The organism is Paenibacillus sp. FSL P2-0121 (assembly GCF_037975345.1).
GTDB classification, from domain to species: Bacteria; Bacillota; Bacilli; order Paenibacillales; family Paenibacillaceae; genus Paenibacillus_AQ; species Paenibacillus_AQ odorifer.
Genome location: NZ_CP150245.1, coordinates 5,354,588 through 5,370,529, shown reverse-complemented (window position 1 = coordinate 5,370,529; position 15,942 = coordinate 5,354,588). Strand labels below are relative to the sequence as shown.

Annotated in this window: 13 protein-coding genes and 1 other RNA gene; 12 read left to right on the top strand and 2 right to left on the bottom strand. The window is 45.9% G+C overall.

Translation table 11 applies throughout. The features are described from left to right. Positions 1-10 precede the first annotated feature (10 nt). The 6 genes from dnaG (at position 11) to rnpB (ending at position 6,289) form a co-directional block, all read left to right on the top strand. Positions 11-1,846 (top strand): DNA primase, encoded by a 1,836-nt coding sequence (gene dnaG, locus MKY54_RS23770; RefSeq protein ID WP_232061436.1) that lies wholly within the window; start codon positions 11-13, stop codon positions 1,844-1,846. A 40-nt stretch (positions 1,847-1,886) separates the two neighbouring features. Beyond that, a complete protein-coding gene (gene rpoD, locus MKY54_RS23765; RefSeq protein WP_036683799.1) occupies positions 1,887-3,020 on the top strand; it encodes an RNA polymerase sigma factor RpoD in 1,134 nt (377 codons plus the stop codon). A 110-nt stretch (positions 3,021-3,130) separates the two neighbouring features. Next, positions 3,131-3,955 carry a hypothetical protein gene (locus tag MKY54_RS23760; RefSeq protein ID WP_036683797.1) on the top strand — a complete coding sequence of 275 codons (825 nt, stop codon included), beginning with the start codon at positions 3,131-3,133 and terminating at the stop codon, positions 3,953-3,955. Between the two features lie 5 nt (positions 3,956-3,960). Further along, positions 3,961-4,731: a class I SAM-dependent methyltransferase gene (locus MKY54_RS23755; protein WP_076281514.1), complete on the top strand. Its 771-nt coding sequence runs from the start codon at positions 3,961-3,963 to the stop codon at positions 4,729-4,731. Continuing rightward, on the top strand, positions 4,707-5,822 hold the full coding sequence (locus tag MKY54_RS23750; RefSeq protein ID WP_076098536.1) for a Nif3-like dinuclear metal center hexameric protein: 1,116 nt from the start codon (positions 4,707-4,709) through the stop codon (positions 5,820-5,822). The genes MKY54_RS23755 and MKY54_RS23750 overlap by 25 nt, the downstream gene beginning before the upstream one ends. A gap of 64 nt (positions 5,823-5,886) precedes the next feature. Further along, positions 5,887-6,289, top strand: an RNA gene (gene rnpB / locus MKY54_RS23745) — RNase P RNA component class A. A 1,209-nt stretch (positions 6,290-7,498) separates the two neighbouring features. Here the strand turns inward: rnpB and MKY54_RS23740 are convergent. Next, positions 7,499-8,719 (bottom strand): PLP-dependent aminotransferase family protein, encoded by a 1,221-nt coding sequence (locus tag MKY54_RS23740; RefSeq protein WP_076278785.1) that lies wholly within the window; start codon positions 8,717-8,719, stop codon positions 7,499-7,501. A gap of 93 nt (positions 8,720-8,812) precedes the next feature. Between MKY54_RS23740 and MKY54_RS23735 the strand changes: the two genes are divergently transcribed. Continuing rightward, positions 8,813-10,243, top strand: a complete 1,431-nt coding sequence (locus tag MKY54_RS23735; RefSeq protein ID WP_339188145.1) for a PLP-dependent aminotransferase family protein — start codon at positions 8,813-8,815, stop codon at positions 10,241-10,243. Positions 10,244-10,248: 5 nt separating this feature from the next. On the opposite strand, the gene MKY54_RS23730 is transcribed toward MKY54_RS23735, so the two are convergent. Then, on the bottom strand, positions 10,249-12,183 hold the full coding sequence (locus MKY54_RS23730; RefSeq protein ID WP_339188142.1) for a S8 family peptidase: 1,935 nt from the start codon (positions 12,181-12,183) through the stop codon (positions 10,249-10,251). Positions 12,184-12,499: 316 nt separating this feature from the next. On the opposite strand from MKY54_RS23730, the gene MKY54_RS23725 reads away from it, so the two are divergent. The 5 genes from MKY54_RS23725 to MKY54_RS23705 all read left to right on the top strand — a co-directional run bounded on the left by MKY54_RS23725 (position 12,500) and on the right by MKY54_RS23705 (position 15,933). Beyond that, positions 12,500-12,997, top strand: coding sequence for a YpuI family protein (locus MKY54_RS23725; protein ID WP_036683764.1), 498 nt, complete (start codon positions 12,500-12,502; stop codon positions 12,995-12,997). A gap of 166 nt (positions 12,998-13,163) precedes the next feature. Further along, positions 13,164-13,385, top strand: a complete 222-nt coding sequence (locus MKY54_RS23720; RefSeq protein WP_036683762.1) for a DUF1540 domain-containing protein — start codon at positions 13,164-13,166, stop codon at positions 13,383-13,385. Positions 13,386-13,397: 12 nt separating this feature from the next. Then, a complete protein-coding gene (locus tag MKY54_RS23715; RefSeq protein ID WP_038572882.1) occupies positions 13,398-13,808 on the top strand; it encodes a hypothetical protein in 411 nt (136 codons plus the stop codon). A 186-nt stretch (positions 13,809-13,994) separates the two neighbouring features. After that, positions 13,995-14,699 (top strand): lytic transglycosylase domain-containing protein, encoded by a 705-nt coding sequence (locus tag MKY54_RS23710; protein WP_038572880.1) that lies wholly within the window; start codon positions 13,995-13,997, stop codon positions 14,697-14,699. An 82-nt stretch (positions 14,700-14,781) separates the two neighbouring features. Next, positions 14,782-15,933 (top strand): cysteine desulfurase family protein, encoded by a 1,152-nt coding sequence (locus tag MKY54_RS23705; protein WP_076129021.1) that lies wholly within the window; start codon positions 14,782-14,784, stop codon positions 15,931-15,933. The last annotated feature ends 9 nt before the right edge of the window (positions 15,934-15,942 follow it).

Sequence of the window (15,942 nt, the reverse complement as noted above, 5' to 3'; positions counted from 1 at the left end):
TTGTTAAGAGATGAAGGTGGTTGAAGTGGCTAGCGGACACGGCAATATTCCGGAAGAGGTTATCGAAAGCGTGCTTGCGCGTCATGATATAGTCGATACAGTCGGTAAGGTTGTTCATTTGTCCAAGCAGGGGAAATATTTATGGGGCCTCTGCCCGTTCCATTCGGAGAAAACCCCTTCCTTTACTGTTACCCCCGACCGGGGAGTATTTCATTGCTTTGGCTGCGGTATGGGTGGAAATGCCATCAAATTTAGGATGGAAATCGAAGGATTAACCTTCCCCGAAGCTGTCAGAATAATGGCTGAAGAAAGTGATATTCCCGTTCCAGAAGGTAAGGGAGGTATGATGTCTCCTCCTGATCCGGAACGCGACCGGTTGATTCAAGCTTATGAATGGTCGGCAAAGTTCTATCATTACTTGCTGAAGAACACGGAACACGGCAAAGCCGCTATGGACTATTTAAGAGGCCGGAACTTCAGTGATAAAATGATTGATCAGTTTCAGATCGGATATGCTCCGGACCGCTGGGATACTTTGCTGCAGTTTTTGGAGAAACGAAATTTTGATCTTGCGGAAATGGAGAAAGGCGGACTTCTGTCAGCCCGCGGTGAGGGCAAAGGCTATTTGGATCGTTTCCGTGGCCGGATTATCTTTCCGATTGCCAACCGTACAGGCAAGGTAATCGCATTCGCCGGAAGAATACTTGGAGAGGGTCAACCTAAGTATTTAAATTCTCCGGAGAGTAGATTGTTTAACAAAAGCCGGATATTGTACAATTTGCACCAGTCCAAAGCATCCATTCGCAAAACTCGACAAATCGTCCTGTTTGAAGGATACGGAGATGTCATCTCATCCTGGGAAGCGGGTGTGCATAACGGCGTAGCAACGATGGGAACGTCCTTGACGGAGGGTCATGTGGCACTGATGAAGAGCCTGGCTGATGAAATTATACTGTCTTACGACGGTGACCGGGCGGGACAAGCAGCAGCCATGAAGGCCATTCCGATGCTTGAAGGCAGCGGCCTGCGTGTAAAGATCGCCTTACTGCCAAGCGGGGTGGATCCGGATGAATTTATCTCCAAGCATGGAGGAGAAAGATTTAAAGATCAGGTTATTGATTCAGCAGTTTCATCCATAAAATTTAAGCTTATATATCTGAAAAAAAACCATATACTCCTAGAGGAAGATGGCAAAATCGCCTATGTCAAGGAAGCCTTAGAAGTTATTGCTTCACTGCATTCCTCAACAGAGCGAGAGGTTTATCTGAAGGAAATCGCTGCTGAACTCGAACTTTCATATGATAGTTTGAAGCAGGATTGTAATTTACTTAGGGCATCGATGCAAAAAAACATCCCTGAAGGGGATAATAACGACAAAAGGTGGAATAATGGTAGGCATAAAAAAGGGCAGGTGCAGACACCGACCTTACTACCCGCTTATCATGTCGCGGAACGGCGTCTATTGTCCTTTATGATTCAGGACCCGGAAGCCGCCACGTATGTAGGCGAACGCCTCGGAGAAGATTTCAACATCGTTGATCATGCGGCAATTGCTGCTTATCTATATGCCTATTACGCGCAAGGCAAACCACCCGGCATTAGTCGGTTTCTATCATCACTTCAGGATGATCGTCTGGAGAAAACTGCGACATCAATATCCATGATGGATACCCCTCCGGACTGGAATATGCAGGTTCTAGATGATTGTATTCGTGAAGTGCGGAAATACCCACTGCAACGCAAAATGGAACAGAAGCGTGAAGAGATGATTCAGGCTGAAAAGTCAGGTGACTTTTTGCGTGCGGCACAAATAGCAAGTGAGATTATAGCCCTAGAGAGACAATGACATGTTGACAGGATGTACCTAGGGAGGAGGGAGTCGAATTATGGCGAACGATCAGCATACTGAATTGGAAGCAGAATTTACTTTGGATCAGGTGAAGGATCAGCTCATTGAGCAAGGTAAGAAAAGATCATCATTAAATTACAAAGATATTATGGAGAAATTATCGCCGTTTGATCAAGACCCCGAGCAAATGGAGGAGTTCTACGAGCAACTCAGTGATTTGGGAATTGAGGTTGTAAACGAGAACGATGAAGAGGTTAACAGCCTCCGACCAAGTGAGGATAATGAGGATAAAGACAGCGATGATTTCAGCTTTGATGACGATCTGTCGCTGCCACCAGGGATCAAGATTAATGACCCTGTCCGTATGTATCTAAAAGAAATCGGACGCGTTCCTTTGTTGTCGGCTGACGATGAAGTTGAGCTTGCTATGCGGATTAAGAATGGCGATGAAGAAGCTAAACGCCGTCTTGCAGAAGCGAACCTGCGTCTCGTAGTAAGTATCGCGAAACGTTATGTCGGACGCGGTATGCTGTTCCTGGATCTGATTCAGGAAGGTAATATGGGTCTGATCAAAGCAGTAGAGAAATTTGACCATAACAAGGGATTCAAATTTAGTACGTATGCGACTTGGTGGATTCGCCAGGCCATCACTCGTGCGATTGCGGATCAGGCGCGTACCATTCGTATTCCTGTACACATGGTGGAAACGATCAACAAGCTGATTCGGGTTTCTCGCCAATTGCTGCAAGAACTGGGACGCGAACCTTCCCCAGAGGAAATTGCGGCTGAGATGGAACTGACGGTGGAGAAAGTTAGAGAGATCATGAAGATTGCCCAAGAACCTGTATCCTTGGAAACACCAATTGGTGAAGAAGATGACTCTCATCTAGGAGACTTCATTGAGGATCAGGAAGCATTGGCTCCTGCGGATGCAGCGGCTTATGAACTCCTGAAGGAACAACTGGAGGATGTGCTGGACACGCTCACGGAGCGTGAAGAGAATGTACTTCGTCTGCGTTTTGGCCTTGATGATGGACGGACAAGAACGCTTGAAGAAGTCGGCAAGGTGTTTGGTGTTACCCGGGAACGGATCCGCCAGATCGAAGCCAAGGCATTGCGCAAACTTCGTCACCCTAGCCGCAGTAAACGGCTTAAGGATTTCCTTGAATAGTATTTCATGAACTGGACCTTCTGCTGCTCAGTGGCAGGAGGTTCTTTTATTTGAATTTACGCTGGTAAAAAATGTGTTGACCTTGTGTATCTGGAAAGAAGGATGAGCCAGTGAATTTGGAAAAACGCGACATCATTATAAAAGAGATTCAGTATTGGAGAAAAAGCCGGTTGCTGCCAGAGCAGTATTGCGATTTCTTAACCAATCTGTATGACGATGAGGATGCGAATAAGGATAACAATCCAATATCGCTGAGAAATTTACAGCAGGGAAGCATCAAAATTTGGCTGTTTTCTTTTGGAATTATTTCCTTGATTTTCTTGATTAGTCTTTATTTTAGCGTTTTTCCCTGGCCTTTGCAACTTGCAACCGCACTATCTGTATTAATTATTTGTTATGGATACTCCGCCGTTTATAAGGACCGGAACAATGTTATCAGTCTTATCCTAGCGGGGCTGGGCAGTGTTTTAACGCTTGGTTTTGGGCTATGGCTGATTGATTTGCATGATCTGGATCCTCAGCTCTGGAGGCCTATTCTAATTGGGTGCTGCGGCTTGTTATGGTGTATTTTGGGATTTTTACTCCGGATAGGTTTGTTGCAGTACTGTGGTTTTGCTTTTTGGGCATTACTGTATGCAGGGTTCTTCGGTGGAAGAAGCCCGGAGGCCTCTATATTTGAACTGGAGTTCCTATGGCTGCCATTGTGTGTGCTGATGGTATGGTTAAGCTGGCTTTTGCATCATAAGGTAAGAGGTGTTGCCAGTGTTTATTTTGCAGTGGGAGTATCGCTTTGGATCATGCCAGAGCTTGACGCTCTTTTATTAAGACAGGATTATCCGCAGTGGATTTCATTGATGCTGATCCTAAAGATTGCAGCAGGGTTAGCTTTGTTGTTTGGGTTTCGAAAAAAATGGATAACGTGGGTGGCAACATGAACAATGTGAAATTATCAGATCGGCTTCAGCAATTGCTGGAGCAAATTCCGCAAGGAAGCAGATTAGCAGATATCGGTTCCGATCATGCCTTGCTTCCTGTGGCCGCTGTCGAAAGCGGTAAGGCTGTGTTTGCAATTGCAGGTGAAGTAAACCCGGGTCCCTTTGATGCTGCTTGTAAGGGCGTTGCAGAGGCTGGACTAGGGAAGGTGATCTCGGTGCGCCGTGGAGATGGCCTTGAGGTTCTGGAACCTGGTGAAGTCAATTGTATCACGATTGCTGGCATGGGAGGCGCATTAATTGCCGCGATTCTGGACCGGGGTCAAAGCCAGGGGAAGCTAAAAGAGGTTACAACCCTTTTGCTTCAACCGAATGTAGGCGAGGATATTTTGCGCCGCTGGTTATTAAATAATAAATGGGTACTCGTAGCTGAGAGAATTTTGGAAGAAGACGGGAAGCTATATGAAGTATTGACGGCTGTACCAGAAAATACGGACGCTGGAATTACAAATGAAAGTGTATATCGTGAATTAACCTTGGGGGATTCCGCTAAAGTCCTTGGGCAAGAGGCCTTGCTTCAAATGGGACCATGGCTGCTTCAAGCGCCAAATACTGTGTTTTTTGCTAAGTGGCAGGGTGAGATTCAGAAATTGGAAGGCATTTTAACATCGTTGTCACGTTCAGAACTCGAATCTGCTGAGCATAAACGGAAACAGATTCAAGGTCAGATCAGGGAAATTACGGAGGTGCTACAATGTTTGCCAAGGGACAAACAGTAATTCAGTATATGGAGCAACTGGCTCCTAAGCATTTAGCTGAGGATTGGGACAAAATTGGCCTTCAACTGGGCACGCTGCAAAAAGAAATCACTAATGTATTAGTTGCTTTAGATGTGAATGATGAGGTAGTTGAAGAAGCGATTCGTCTAGGCTGCAATTTGATTATTGCGCATCATGCGATTATTTTCCGTCCATTGCAAGGAATCCAGACAGACACACCGGCGGGCAAAATGTATGAAAAATTAATTAAGAATGACATTGCGGTGTACATCAGCCACACGAATCTGGATGTCACCGAAGGTGGAATGAATGATTGGATGGCTGAAGCTCTTGGCATAGAAAACGGAGTACCCATCAAAGACATTCACTCCGAGCAATTATCAAAGCTGGTAGTATTTGTGCCGAAGGATCATCATCAGAAGGTTCTGGATGCTATTCTGAATGCTGGAGCAGGGGCAATTGGCAACTATAGTCATTGCAGCTTCAATATCGAGGGATACGGTACTTTTATTCCAGGAGAAGGCACGGATCCTTATATCGGGGAAAAAGGTAAGATGGAACGTGCCGAGGAAATTCGTATTGAGACGATCGTCCCGCACTCCATCCGCAATAAAGTGGTGCAGGCTATGCTTAAGGCCCATCCTTATGAAGAGGTTGCCTATGATTTGTACTCAATGGATCTTAAAGGCCGCAGCTTAGGACTTGGGCGGGTAGGAAAGCTCAAAGAGCCTACAACCCTTGGACAATTCGTGGAGACGGTAAAAAAAGGCCTGAAGGTAGACCATGTACGGGTTGTTGGTGATTTGGACCGTCCGATTCGTAAAGCTGCCGTTCTCGGCGGCTCGGGTGGAAAGTATTATAACAGTGCTATTTTCCGCGGTGCGGATGTCCTGGTTACTGGGGATCTGGATTATCATACAGTTCAGGATGCTGCGCTCGCCGGAATCACTCTGATTGATCCGGGACATAATGCGGAGAAGATCATGAAAGAGAAAGTAGCGGAGTGGATGGCTGGAAAATTGGCCGAGCATAAGTATGATACAGCTGTGCATGCTTCGCAGGTGAATACGGAGCCATTTAAGTTCCTATAAAATTGCCATTTAATAATGCTTGTGCCAGACATGTGATGTCTGTATAATATATAATGTTGTTCGGAAAGTTTGACAGACAATCGCCGGTGACGTGAAGACGTCACGGGAGGAAAGTCCGGGCTCCATAAGGCAGGATGCTGGATAACGTCCAGTCGGCGCGAGCTGAAGGATAGTGCCACAGAAATGGACCGCCGATGGCCGCCTTAGGGCGGCACAGGCAAGGATGGAACCGAGGTGTAAGAGACCCCGAGGAACGCTGGTGACTTCGTTCCTGGTAAACCCCATCTGGAGCAAGACCTAATGAGACGCAGCTGAATAAGCAGCCTTAGCCTGAGGCGCGTCTAGGTTGGTCGCTGGAGCTGTGCAGTAATGTATGGCCTAGATAGATGATTGTCGCTTATGGTGGGAGGGTAGTTCCCGATCGAACCACGACGAGCACAGAACCCGGCTTACGGCAAACTTTCCTAACTGCAACGTTATAATAACAACACCATACAAACGGCGACGTATCCCGGTAACCCGGCTTACGCCGCCTTTTTTGTTGCAAACAAATGCGGATACGGCAAATATATAAAGCAGTAAATGCGATAACATGCAGGGATTTGGAACGTGATATGCAGAAATTAGACTTTTTAGAAGCATTGCTAGCGGCTGATGGGCTGATGAGCTGATGGCTGATGAGCTGGTTGGTGGTTGATGAGCTGGTGGTTGATGAGCAGATGGCTGGTGGTTGATGGTTGATGGTTGATGGTTGATGGTTGATGGTTTGATGAGCTGATATGCTAACGGACCGAGATGCAGCTATTTGTGTATTTTATGCCTTTTTGGAGGAGTTTCGGACTGGAGAGCCGTTATTCGGCATAAATAGGGTGGATATCGGGCGTTTTGGATCGAATAGTGACTATGGGGTCCGATAGCAAACCAAATGAGCGGAATTGATGCAAATAAGAGCGCTGGGGTCCGATACGAACCTCCCGAACTCCCGAACTCCCGAACTCTATGGTTATTTTGACGCCAGAATTAGATTAGTAGCTAGCAAACTGTAACAATGCGGAGCTTGGCTAATCTTCTGCGGGAAGATTGGAGTTAGTAGCAAAATATCAATTGTAACCTCTGGCTGTAACTTCGCTGTGAAATCGGAGTTAATTGAGTGGTAGATGTGTTGAGTAACTAGAGGATAATTGGTGATGCGGAAAGCGAAATGTGGGAAATGGGATATATGACGTGCAAAGTGTAGAAATGCGAATGTGAAAATGCGAAACGAGATGTGCATAAATCGCTGAATGTGAAAATGCTAAATGGAGTTGTACAGAAACGCTGAAATGTGAAAATGCGAAATGTGACGAGCAAAAATTGCTGAATGGGGAAATACGAAAATGGGATCTGTAGAGGCGCTGAAATGTGGAAATCAGAAATATGAAGTGTGAAAATTGCTGAATGTGAAATGTGAAATGTGAAATGTGAAATGTGAAATGTGAAAATACGAAATGAGCTATGTAGTGCCACAAAAGTAGAAATGCTAAATGTGATTTGCAGAAATGCGTAAATGTAACATTCTGCAAATGCGCAAAAGTGAAAGCTCAGAAATCTGCTCACAAAAAACGGTTTCCCCGTCCAATAAAGGATGGAGAAGCCGTTTTATTTTGCCATCGTAGGTATTGATTACGAGCAGTTGTTTACGACCGAACGATGTTTTGATTTTGCTGCCATTGTACCAATGCTTTCTCTAGACGCTGGACAGCAACAGGAACTTGCTCTGGTGGCGTGTGTGTGAAGTTAAGGCGCATTTTGTTTTTGTGAGGCTCCGCTGAATAGAATACCTCTCCGGGTACGAACGCTACTCCGTTTTCCACTGCCAGCGGGAGTAATTCCTTAGTATTGATCTCTTTGGAAAGGGTAAGCCATAGGAACATGCCGCCTCTTGGCTCGAGGAAATGTGCTCCTTTCCAGTTATGTGATCTGAGTTCCGCGGACAGGAGCTTCATACGCGAATGATACTCTCTTGAGATGAGGCGGATATGCTGCTCAATATCAAAATGCAACAGCAGTTCATCTAAAGCACGCTGGTCGATGGTGCTGGAATGCAGATCGGCTGCTTGCTTTGCCTTGGCGATGGTCTTGATTAGTTCGGAATCGCCGATAATCCAGCCGGTGCGTAGGGCAGGGGCGACGATCTTGGAGAAGGTCCCTGTGTAGACTACACAATGATCCCCGCCGAAGCTTCTATCGATGGAGGCTAATGAGGGTGGATATAGAGTTTTATCTTCATCAAAGGTTATTTCTCCATAGGGATTGTCCTCTAGAATAAGAACACCGTAACGGCGGCAGATTTCAACCACCTTCTCGCGGCGTTCTTTACTCCAGGTTGCTCCAGACGGATTGTTGAAGGTCGGAACTGCGTATAGCAGTTTTGGCCGATGTATCCGAATCTGCTCTTCCAACTGATCCGGCAGAATGCCATGTTCATCATTTGGTATCGAATGTATAGCAGCCCGGTAAGAACCGAGCACTTGTAGTGCTGCCAGATAGGTGGGCGCTTCCACAAAAACTGCATCGCCGGGATCCAGCAATATTTTGCATAACAGATCTATAGCTTGCTGTGAGCCTGTAGTCAATACCATCTCAGAGGCTGTAACCGGGATGCCTTGCCGGGTAAGCCTTTCAGCGATTTTGTCACGTAGTGGAGTAAAACCCTCGGTAAGCCCATATTGAAGCGCTGAGGTGTCGCTGGAGAGCACACGATTATAGGCATCACGTACGGCCTCCAAGGGAAACAAATCCTCCCCAGGCAGCCCGCCTGCAAGTGAAATAATGTCATTGCCTTGTGTAACTTTTAGAATCTCCCGAACTGCTGATGATCCTAGATGATTGGCTGCCGTTGAGTATTTGATATCCATAAATTAGTTCTCCACCTTTCGATTTGATGCTATCATAATAGGAGTGCTGTATAACAGTAAAGCGTTGAATATAACAGTGGAGGTGAAGGGTTCATGCATATCGATTTGAATCGCAGCGGCAGCAAAACTCTGCCCCATCAAATTAGTGAAACCCTCAGTCAGCGGATCTCATCAGGACTGCTTCAGCAAGGTGTCCGGCTGCCCTCCGTTAGAAGTCTAGCTATAACCTTGAACGTGAGTCAGGTTACAGTAAGCAAGGCTTACGATATGCTTGAGAAACGAGGACTTATTTACTGCAGACAGGGTAAAGGCTGCTTTGTAGCCGATCCAACCCATAATAGACGTCAAGAAGAGGGTTGCTGGCAGGATTTATATGATGATTATTTGCCGCGGGCTCAGCTTTGGCGGAATTTTGATGTTTCAGAAGTGAAGTATCCCTTTCATTTAGCCGCCATCCACAGTGAGCTGCTGCCACTTCAAGATATTGGTGACACCTATGCATCTTTGGTCAAAGAGCAACCGGAGCTTATGGCAACCTACGGGAATTTTCAGGGAGATCTTGAGCTGCGGAATGTCATGAGAGAACATTTGAAATCGCGTGGGGTTTCACTCACTTCTTCCGATTTGATGATAACCAGCGGGACTCAGCAAGGCATTGATCTGGTGGCTCGTACATTTGTTGGTCCTGAAGATACAGTCTATCTTGAGGCGCCTAGCTATACTGGTGCTATTGATGTTTTTGCGGGACGAGGTGCAGAGATGATTTTTGTGCCTACCGATAGTGAAGGGATGCGAGTGGATGTTCTTACAAAAATGTGTGATCAAAGACCTCCAAAGCTAATTTATACCATCCCTACTTTTCAAAATCCAAGCGGCGTAACTATGAGCATCACAAGAAGACAACGACTGCTGGAATTAGCGCGCAGCTACCGTTGCCTCATTGTTGAGGATGACCCATTTAGTGATTTATATTTCCATGCACCACCACCTAGGGCGATTAAATCAATGGATCCCGATGGACATGTAGTCTATATGAAAAGCTTTAGCAAAGTACTTGCACCTGGTTGCCGAATCGCCTGTGTGGCTGCAGAAGGAAATATTCTGTCCCGGCTGATCGCCGCTAAATCTGCGAGTGATCTAGGAAGTCCCTTGCTGACACAGAAGGCCGTATTACCCTTCATCGCTGAAAAATACGACGCCTACGCAGCACAGCTACGAATTACACTCCGTGGTCGTATGGAAAAGGCGGCGAAGCTTCTGAAGCTGTACGCGCCGCCTGGAGTGAACTATATTCTACCAGAGGGAGGACTTAATCTCTGGCTGGAGCTGCCCCCTTCTCCTGATATCGCAAGCCTGCATGACTTGGCGGAGCAGGAGAGCATTTCTTTTTTACCCGGTGATGTCTGTTACTCTGCGGAAACGCCTTCCCGCCACATCCGTCTTTGCTATTCGCAAATGAAGGAACTCGAAATGGAGGAAGGGTTACAGCGGTTTCTGCGCTTACTTGGCCGGTTTTTGCAATGATACGGTTATGGGGTGTTATTTGTTCTTTGTTTTAATTGATTCATTTGCTGGCGTACATGTTGCGGAAAAAGCTGCAATGGGACTTGATTGCCGCTTGCCGCTTGTAGCGTTTTATAAATATCGACCTGACCCCAGCCAAAGTATTTATCATGGCCGGAAGTTCCCAGATCAACAGCGTTTTTGGTCATAAGGTCCATAACTTCCTTATTCGTCAGATTAGGATTCAGTGAACGTACCAGACCCGCCAGCGCAGCGACATGGGGACTGGCCATCGACGTGCCGGATAAAGCGGCATACTGGCTGTCCGGATAGGTGCTTGCGATGCTTTCTCCGGGTGCAGCGACATCAATATAATCGCCGTAGTTGGAGAAGGAGGCTTTTTCCCCTGAAGCATTTGTAGCAGCCACTGCAATCACTTCGGGATAAGCTGCAGGGTATCCAGGCCGTTCTGTATTATCATTGCCTGCTGCAGACACAAGCACGATGTCCCGGTCATAGGCGTATTTAATCGCATCATGGAGGAACTGCGAGTCGGCATAATTCCCTAAACTTAAGTTAATAACCTTTGCGCCATTGTCAGCTGCCCATATGATACCTTCTGCTACGGAATAAGTCGTTCCGGCACCTGAGTTATCTAGCGCTTTTACAGGGAGGATCTTATTGTACCAGCTGATGCCAGCTACACCTTCCCCGTTGTTAACAAGTGCGCCAATGATTCCAGATACATGTGTACCGTGACCTACATCATCCTCGGGTGTGGAACCATTGGTAATGGCATTGTAACCAGTCAAAAGCTTACCTTGTAAATCAGGATGATTAATCTGCACTCCCGTATCGACTACGGCTACAACCACTTCTTTGCTGCCTTTGGAAAGATTCCACCCTAGCTCCGTTTCAATCGCCGGGAGGTTCCATTGGTAAGTGGAGAATAACATGTCGTTAGGCGTGACAGTTCCTTCATCGTTTTTAGTGATGGTATCATTGGTTAAATACATATAGTGAGGTTCCGTATACTCGGGATGCCATTTGTTGGTGAAATAGGATTTCAGCTGATAATAGGTCATCTTCTCAGAGCGAAAGATATAGGCATATCCCAGCTTGCGTGGCTGCTTGCAGTGGATATCGGCGGTTATCGTCTGGAGCTGCCCCTGAGTCGGAGCATTTCCCTTAAAACGGACTACAATTTCATTCTCATAAAAATGGCTGGCATTTTCGTTATCATGGCCGGTCTTGACTGTAATGTCCTTTAAGTTATCGGTATGGACTGATTCCACATGGTATTTGCCTTCCTTAGGATACGGAATGAGACGCAGGTTCTTCAGCTGATGGTCTGCCACACGCCCAAGCACCTTTTGGTTAATAAGAGCAATAATCCCTACATTTTTCTCTTTGTTCCGCTGAGCGATAAAGTAATATTTTTCTTTACCGATTGTAAACGTTGGAGATTCATAGGATTGATGACCGTGGATTGCTGATTTTGCCGTATTGAGATATTTTAGAAGCTGTTTGTTCTCCTGTTCGGTTCCTTTTGGAAAAGACGACTTAAAGGTCTCAGTCTTTTGTGTGCGGAAATCGATCCACATCAGCATGGAGATAAACCCGTGGTCTTGCTGCAATCGTTTCGCATACACTGATTTATCATGAATCGAAGACATCCCGTCTGTTTCAGACAGGAGTTTAGTTAAGTGTCTACTGACATCGACTCTATTCAGATGATCTGTCGCCTCCACATCCTGGCTTAAGGAGGTTTTCTTTAATGTTTTTTCCTGAGAGGGATTTGGAGGTGAATGCAAAGCTGAAGTTGGAGCCGGATTCTGAACAGCGACTTTTGCGACATCTCTGGTCGTCCCATTAGTGGCAGGGCGCAGGGCAAAGGTAAGTAACCCAACTGTAAAAGCTGCTGTAACCAAACCTGCAACTGTTAGATTTTTTCGTGACATGATTTCCGCTCCTCTATGCAATGTAATGTCTATAGGTTTAGAAGAGAGCGTATCTTTTATGCATCTTAGAAAAGGATACCTTCCTAACGTTTTTTATGATAATATCAGAGAGAATAAGTATCTCGAATTGTCTTCTTGATTTTGTAAGAGATACCTCATTAGATGTTGTTCTTAATAATTGTTCAGAAGGTTAGACTTCTCTGTGTTCACATCCTGATATTGCAAGAATAAAGAGATACGTCTTTAGGGCGGTTTCTTTCAGAGGATTAACTTTATTGACTACAAGAGCAGGGAATAATAAGGAGGAGCAACCGCTATGTCAGCAGCCAATGTGCAGAAATTATGTGAATCGACGAGAGATAAACTTAAAGTGGTAATCGACAAAATGGAAGTATTTCTAAATGAGCATGCATTGCCTCAGCTTGTAGTTGAGGGAGATGAGGAAACCGTACAATTTTACCAAGGTTTTCTGTCCGATCTTCGTCACCTATTAGTGTTCTCGGAAATGTCATATGAGAAATTAGGCGTTGCGCTGCGTCGTGCGACATTCGATGAATCTTTTGCACAGAAAGCGCTTTATAATGTATATCACTATGGCGTGAACAACTTCTTTTATCCGAAAAATGAAAGCTATTCTGAAGATGGCCGTTACGCTTATACTGGTCAGGATGCAATCCGTTTCCGCAAAAAGCCAGTACGTCCCGCACGTGATATCATCCTAGAAATCACCAAAACGTATGAAGATCTTCGCGATGATCTCATTTATTATGAGAACGACTATTTGACCGAGAAACGTATGCAAAATCAGGTTTAACTTCTAAATAGTGATCTAAAGGGATCAGCACTTTGTCATTTTGTAATGACAATGAGCTGGTCCTTTTTTGCGTGGATTAAAAGCCCTGTCTCGATACATCAACTGGAAACCACTCTGTCGAATAGCGGGTAAATGGAGCGGACATAATGAAGCCGAGGTGATAATTATGTCGAGTGAAAAACCATTAGTAAAATGTAGCGTGAGCAATTGTCATTATTGGGGCGAGCATAATTTATGCCGGGCTGAAGAAATTGTCATCGAGATCGATAAGCACGTAGGCAATGGTTATAAGGAAGAATATGCTGAAGAAATGACAAATGAAGGTCACCGCGATCATGCCAGTACATCATCTGCAACATGTTGTCTGACGTTTAAGCCGAACGCTTAGGAGGCCGCCAGAATGGACACAGAAAAGGATAATGAATCAAGCTCATCACGGGAACAATCTGGTCCGAGAAAAGTCATTCTTCGTCCGCGGAGAGTGGACTATCCTCGTCGGGACAGAGAGCATCGCGAAGAATACGCTGCTGAGGTAAATCCGGTTCCAATGCAGGTTCGGGATGCCCCGCGGATAGTGGAAGAACGCAAGGACAGTGAAGCGGAATATAGTGGAAGCCGGGTAATGGGGTATGTTGGACTGGGGATGGGGATCGCCTCATTGTTCATCTGGTCCTTTATTCTCGGACCCATCGCTGCCGTAGTTGGTTATTATTCCTATGTTAAAGAGCAAAAAACGCTTGGGGCATGGGCAATGGGCTTAGGGATTGTTGCGACACTAAGTTACTTCGTGATGATTCCCTTTGCGCGCTAAAAAGAACTGAATGGCTTTGATCTAAACAGGCTTTTAGACCTAAATATCAGGGTCTGAAGTCTGTTTTTTCATTCCAACATATAGCAATAATCTCAGATAAAATGTAAGATTAAGCCGTAATTCATCGAAATTTCAACGCGAAACCTTATATATGATTCGAGTAGGACAAAAAAGGAGTGCGCCAGCATGCAGATCAATCCCGCTGTAACCGACGGGTTAGGGCAGCTTAAATGGATCAACCTTAAGGCTACAACCGAAAAAACTAGCTCCGCGAATGGAAATGAACGGTCAACGGGAGTTTCAGCTTCTGGATTTGCGACAATGCTTCAGGCAATGTCAACGAGTAGTGAAAGTTCAAGCTATTTGACTTCTCTCCCGGATGCAACTTCAGTCAGCAGCTTGTTATGGCAGCAGATAGGCGGGACAACAGAAACCTTCAATAACATAATTTCCGGGGAAATAACGGGTTCCACACCTACGAGCTATGATGATCTCATCCAGAAGGCGAGTGCTAAATATGGCGTGCCGATTGATCTGATCAAAGCAGTGATTGATACTGAATCTTCGTTTAATCCTAATGTGGTCTCTTCGGCAGGGGCTAAAGGTTTAATGCAGCTTATGGATGGGACCGCGAGCGGCTTAGGGGTTACTGATTCGTTCGATCCGGCGCAAAACATTGATGGCGGCGTACGTTATTTATCTTATCAACTGAAACGCTTTGGCGGAGAGGAAAAGATGGCACTTGCAGCTTACAACGCAGGGCCGGGACGGGTAACAGATCTGGGAGTAACCAATGATCAGGAATTATTGGAGAAACTTAGCCTGCTTCCAAAAGAGACACAATCTTATATCTTTAAAATAGAACGCGCTCGCGCTCAATACGCGGTATAATAAAAAGGATCAAACGGGAAACACCGTTTGATCCTTTTTCGATAATAAGTTCACTCAACGAAGTAAAGGAGACATTTGACATATGCTTTACTGGGATTATGCCGCCGCTACACCGCCCTATGAAGAAGTGGTGCAGACGATGGAACAAATTATGAAGCTGCATTATGCGAACCCTTCCTCTTTGCACCGTGCGGGCAGTGAAGCGGGTAAGCTGATCAGACGGTCGCGTGAAGTATGCGCTACTGCTTTATCTGTACAACCGCAGGAGATTCTATTCACTTCTGGTGCAACGGAAAGCAATAATTTGGCGATAAAAGGCGCTGCTCTGCAATATCAGACTAGAGGTCGCCATTTGGTAACTACAAAAATAGAGCATCCCTCTGTATATGAGAGTTTCCTGCAATTGCAGCGAATGGGCTGGGAGGTTACTTTTGTAGCACCCGATAGCACTGGCGTTGTTGATCCTGAGCGCGTAGCTGCTGCTGTCCGGCGCGACACAGTGCTTGTTAGTGTGATGCATGTCAATAACGAGATTGGAACGATACAACCGCTTAAAGAGATGGGGAAGCTGATTAAAGCTGTGAATCCGCGAACCTTATTTCATGTAGATGGTGTTCAGGGATATGGTAAGCTTGCAGTTGACTTAAAGGATTGGCAGGTGGATCTTTATAGCCTGTCTCCTCATAAGCTTCGAGGCCCACGTGGAGTGGGATTACTGTATATCAAAGAGGGAATTAAGCTATTCCCATTGCTTACAGGGGGCTCTCATGAAGAAGGACAACGCGCTGGAACTGAAAATGTACCTGCGATTGTCGCATCCTCCAAAGCTATCCGCATGAGTGGTGAGCAGCGCGAAACCTTCGTTGCCCAGTTGGTTCCACTCCGAGATCGATTATTACGCTTCTTGCGCACCGTTCCTGAATTTGTTATAAACAGCAGAGAGGATGGAGCTCCCCATATTGTGCATTTCTCTTACCCTGGCATGAAGGGAGAGGTATTCGCCCGCAAGCTAGAGGAACTGGGGATGGCTGTCTCCACCCGTTCGGCCTGCTCCTCACGACTGGCTGAGCCTAGTCGTGTATTATTGTCTATGGGTAAAGATGTCTCCAGTGCTTCAGGTGGGATTCGTATTAGCCTTGGCGACAGTCATACAGATGAGGATGTCGCTGCGCTTGAGCAAGCATTAACCACTGCGGTACAAGCTTTAAAGATTGCTGAAGGAGGAATGAAGTAACAAATGAGC

Excerpts from the sequence above, each read along its gene's own strand:
- rpoD (WP_036683799.1), top strand. The coding sequence starts at position 1,887 with ATGGCGAACGATCAGCATACTGAATTGGAAGCAGAATTTACTTTGGAT.
- dnaG (WP_232061436.1), top strand. The coding sequence starts at position 11 with ATGAAGGTGGTTGAAGTGGCTAGCGGACACGGCAATATTCCGGAAGAG.
- MKY54_RS23730 (WP_339188142.1), bottom strand. The coding sequence starts at position 12,183 with ATGTCACGAAAAAATCTAACAGTTGCAGGTTTGGTTACAGCAGCTTTT.
- MKY54_RS23740 (WP_076278785.1), bottom strand. The coding sequence starts at position 8,719 with ATGGATATCAAATACTCAACGGCAGCCAATCATCTAGGATCATCAGCA.
- MKY54_RS23715 (WP_038572882.1), top strand. The coding sequence starts at position 13,398 with ATGGACACAGAAAAGGATAATGAATCAAGCTCATCACGGGAACAATCT.
- MKY54_RS23705 (WP_076129021.1), top strand. The coding sequence starts at position 14,782 with ATGCTTTACTGGGATTATGCCGCCGCTACACCGCCCTATGAAGAAGTG.
- MKY54_RS23725 (WP_036683764.1), top strand. The coding sequence starts at position 12,500 with ATGTCAGCAGCCAATGTGCAGAAATTATGTGAATCGACGAGAGATAAA.
- MKY54_RS23710 (WP_038572880.1), top strand. The coding sequence starts at position 13,995 with ATGCAGATCAATCCCGCTGTAACCGACGGGTTAGGGCAGCTTAAATGG.
- MKY54_RS23750 (WP_076098536.1), top strand. The coding sequence starts at position 4,707 with ATGTTTGCCAAGGGACAAACAGTAATTCAGTATATGGAGCAACTGGCT.
- MKY54_RS23735 (WP_339188145.1), top strand. The coding sequence starts at position 8,813 with ATGCATATCGATTTGAATCGCAGCGGCAGCAAAACTCTGCCCCATCAA.
- MKY54_RS23720 (WP_036683762.1), top strand. The coding sequence starts at position 13,164 with ATGTCGAGTGAAAAACCATTAGTAAAATGTAGCGTGAGCAATTGTCAT.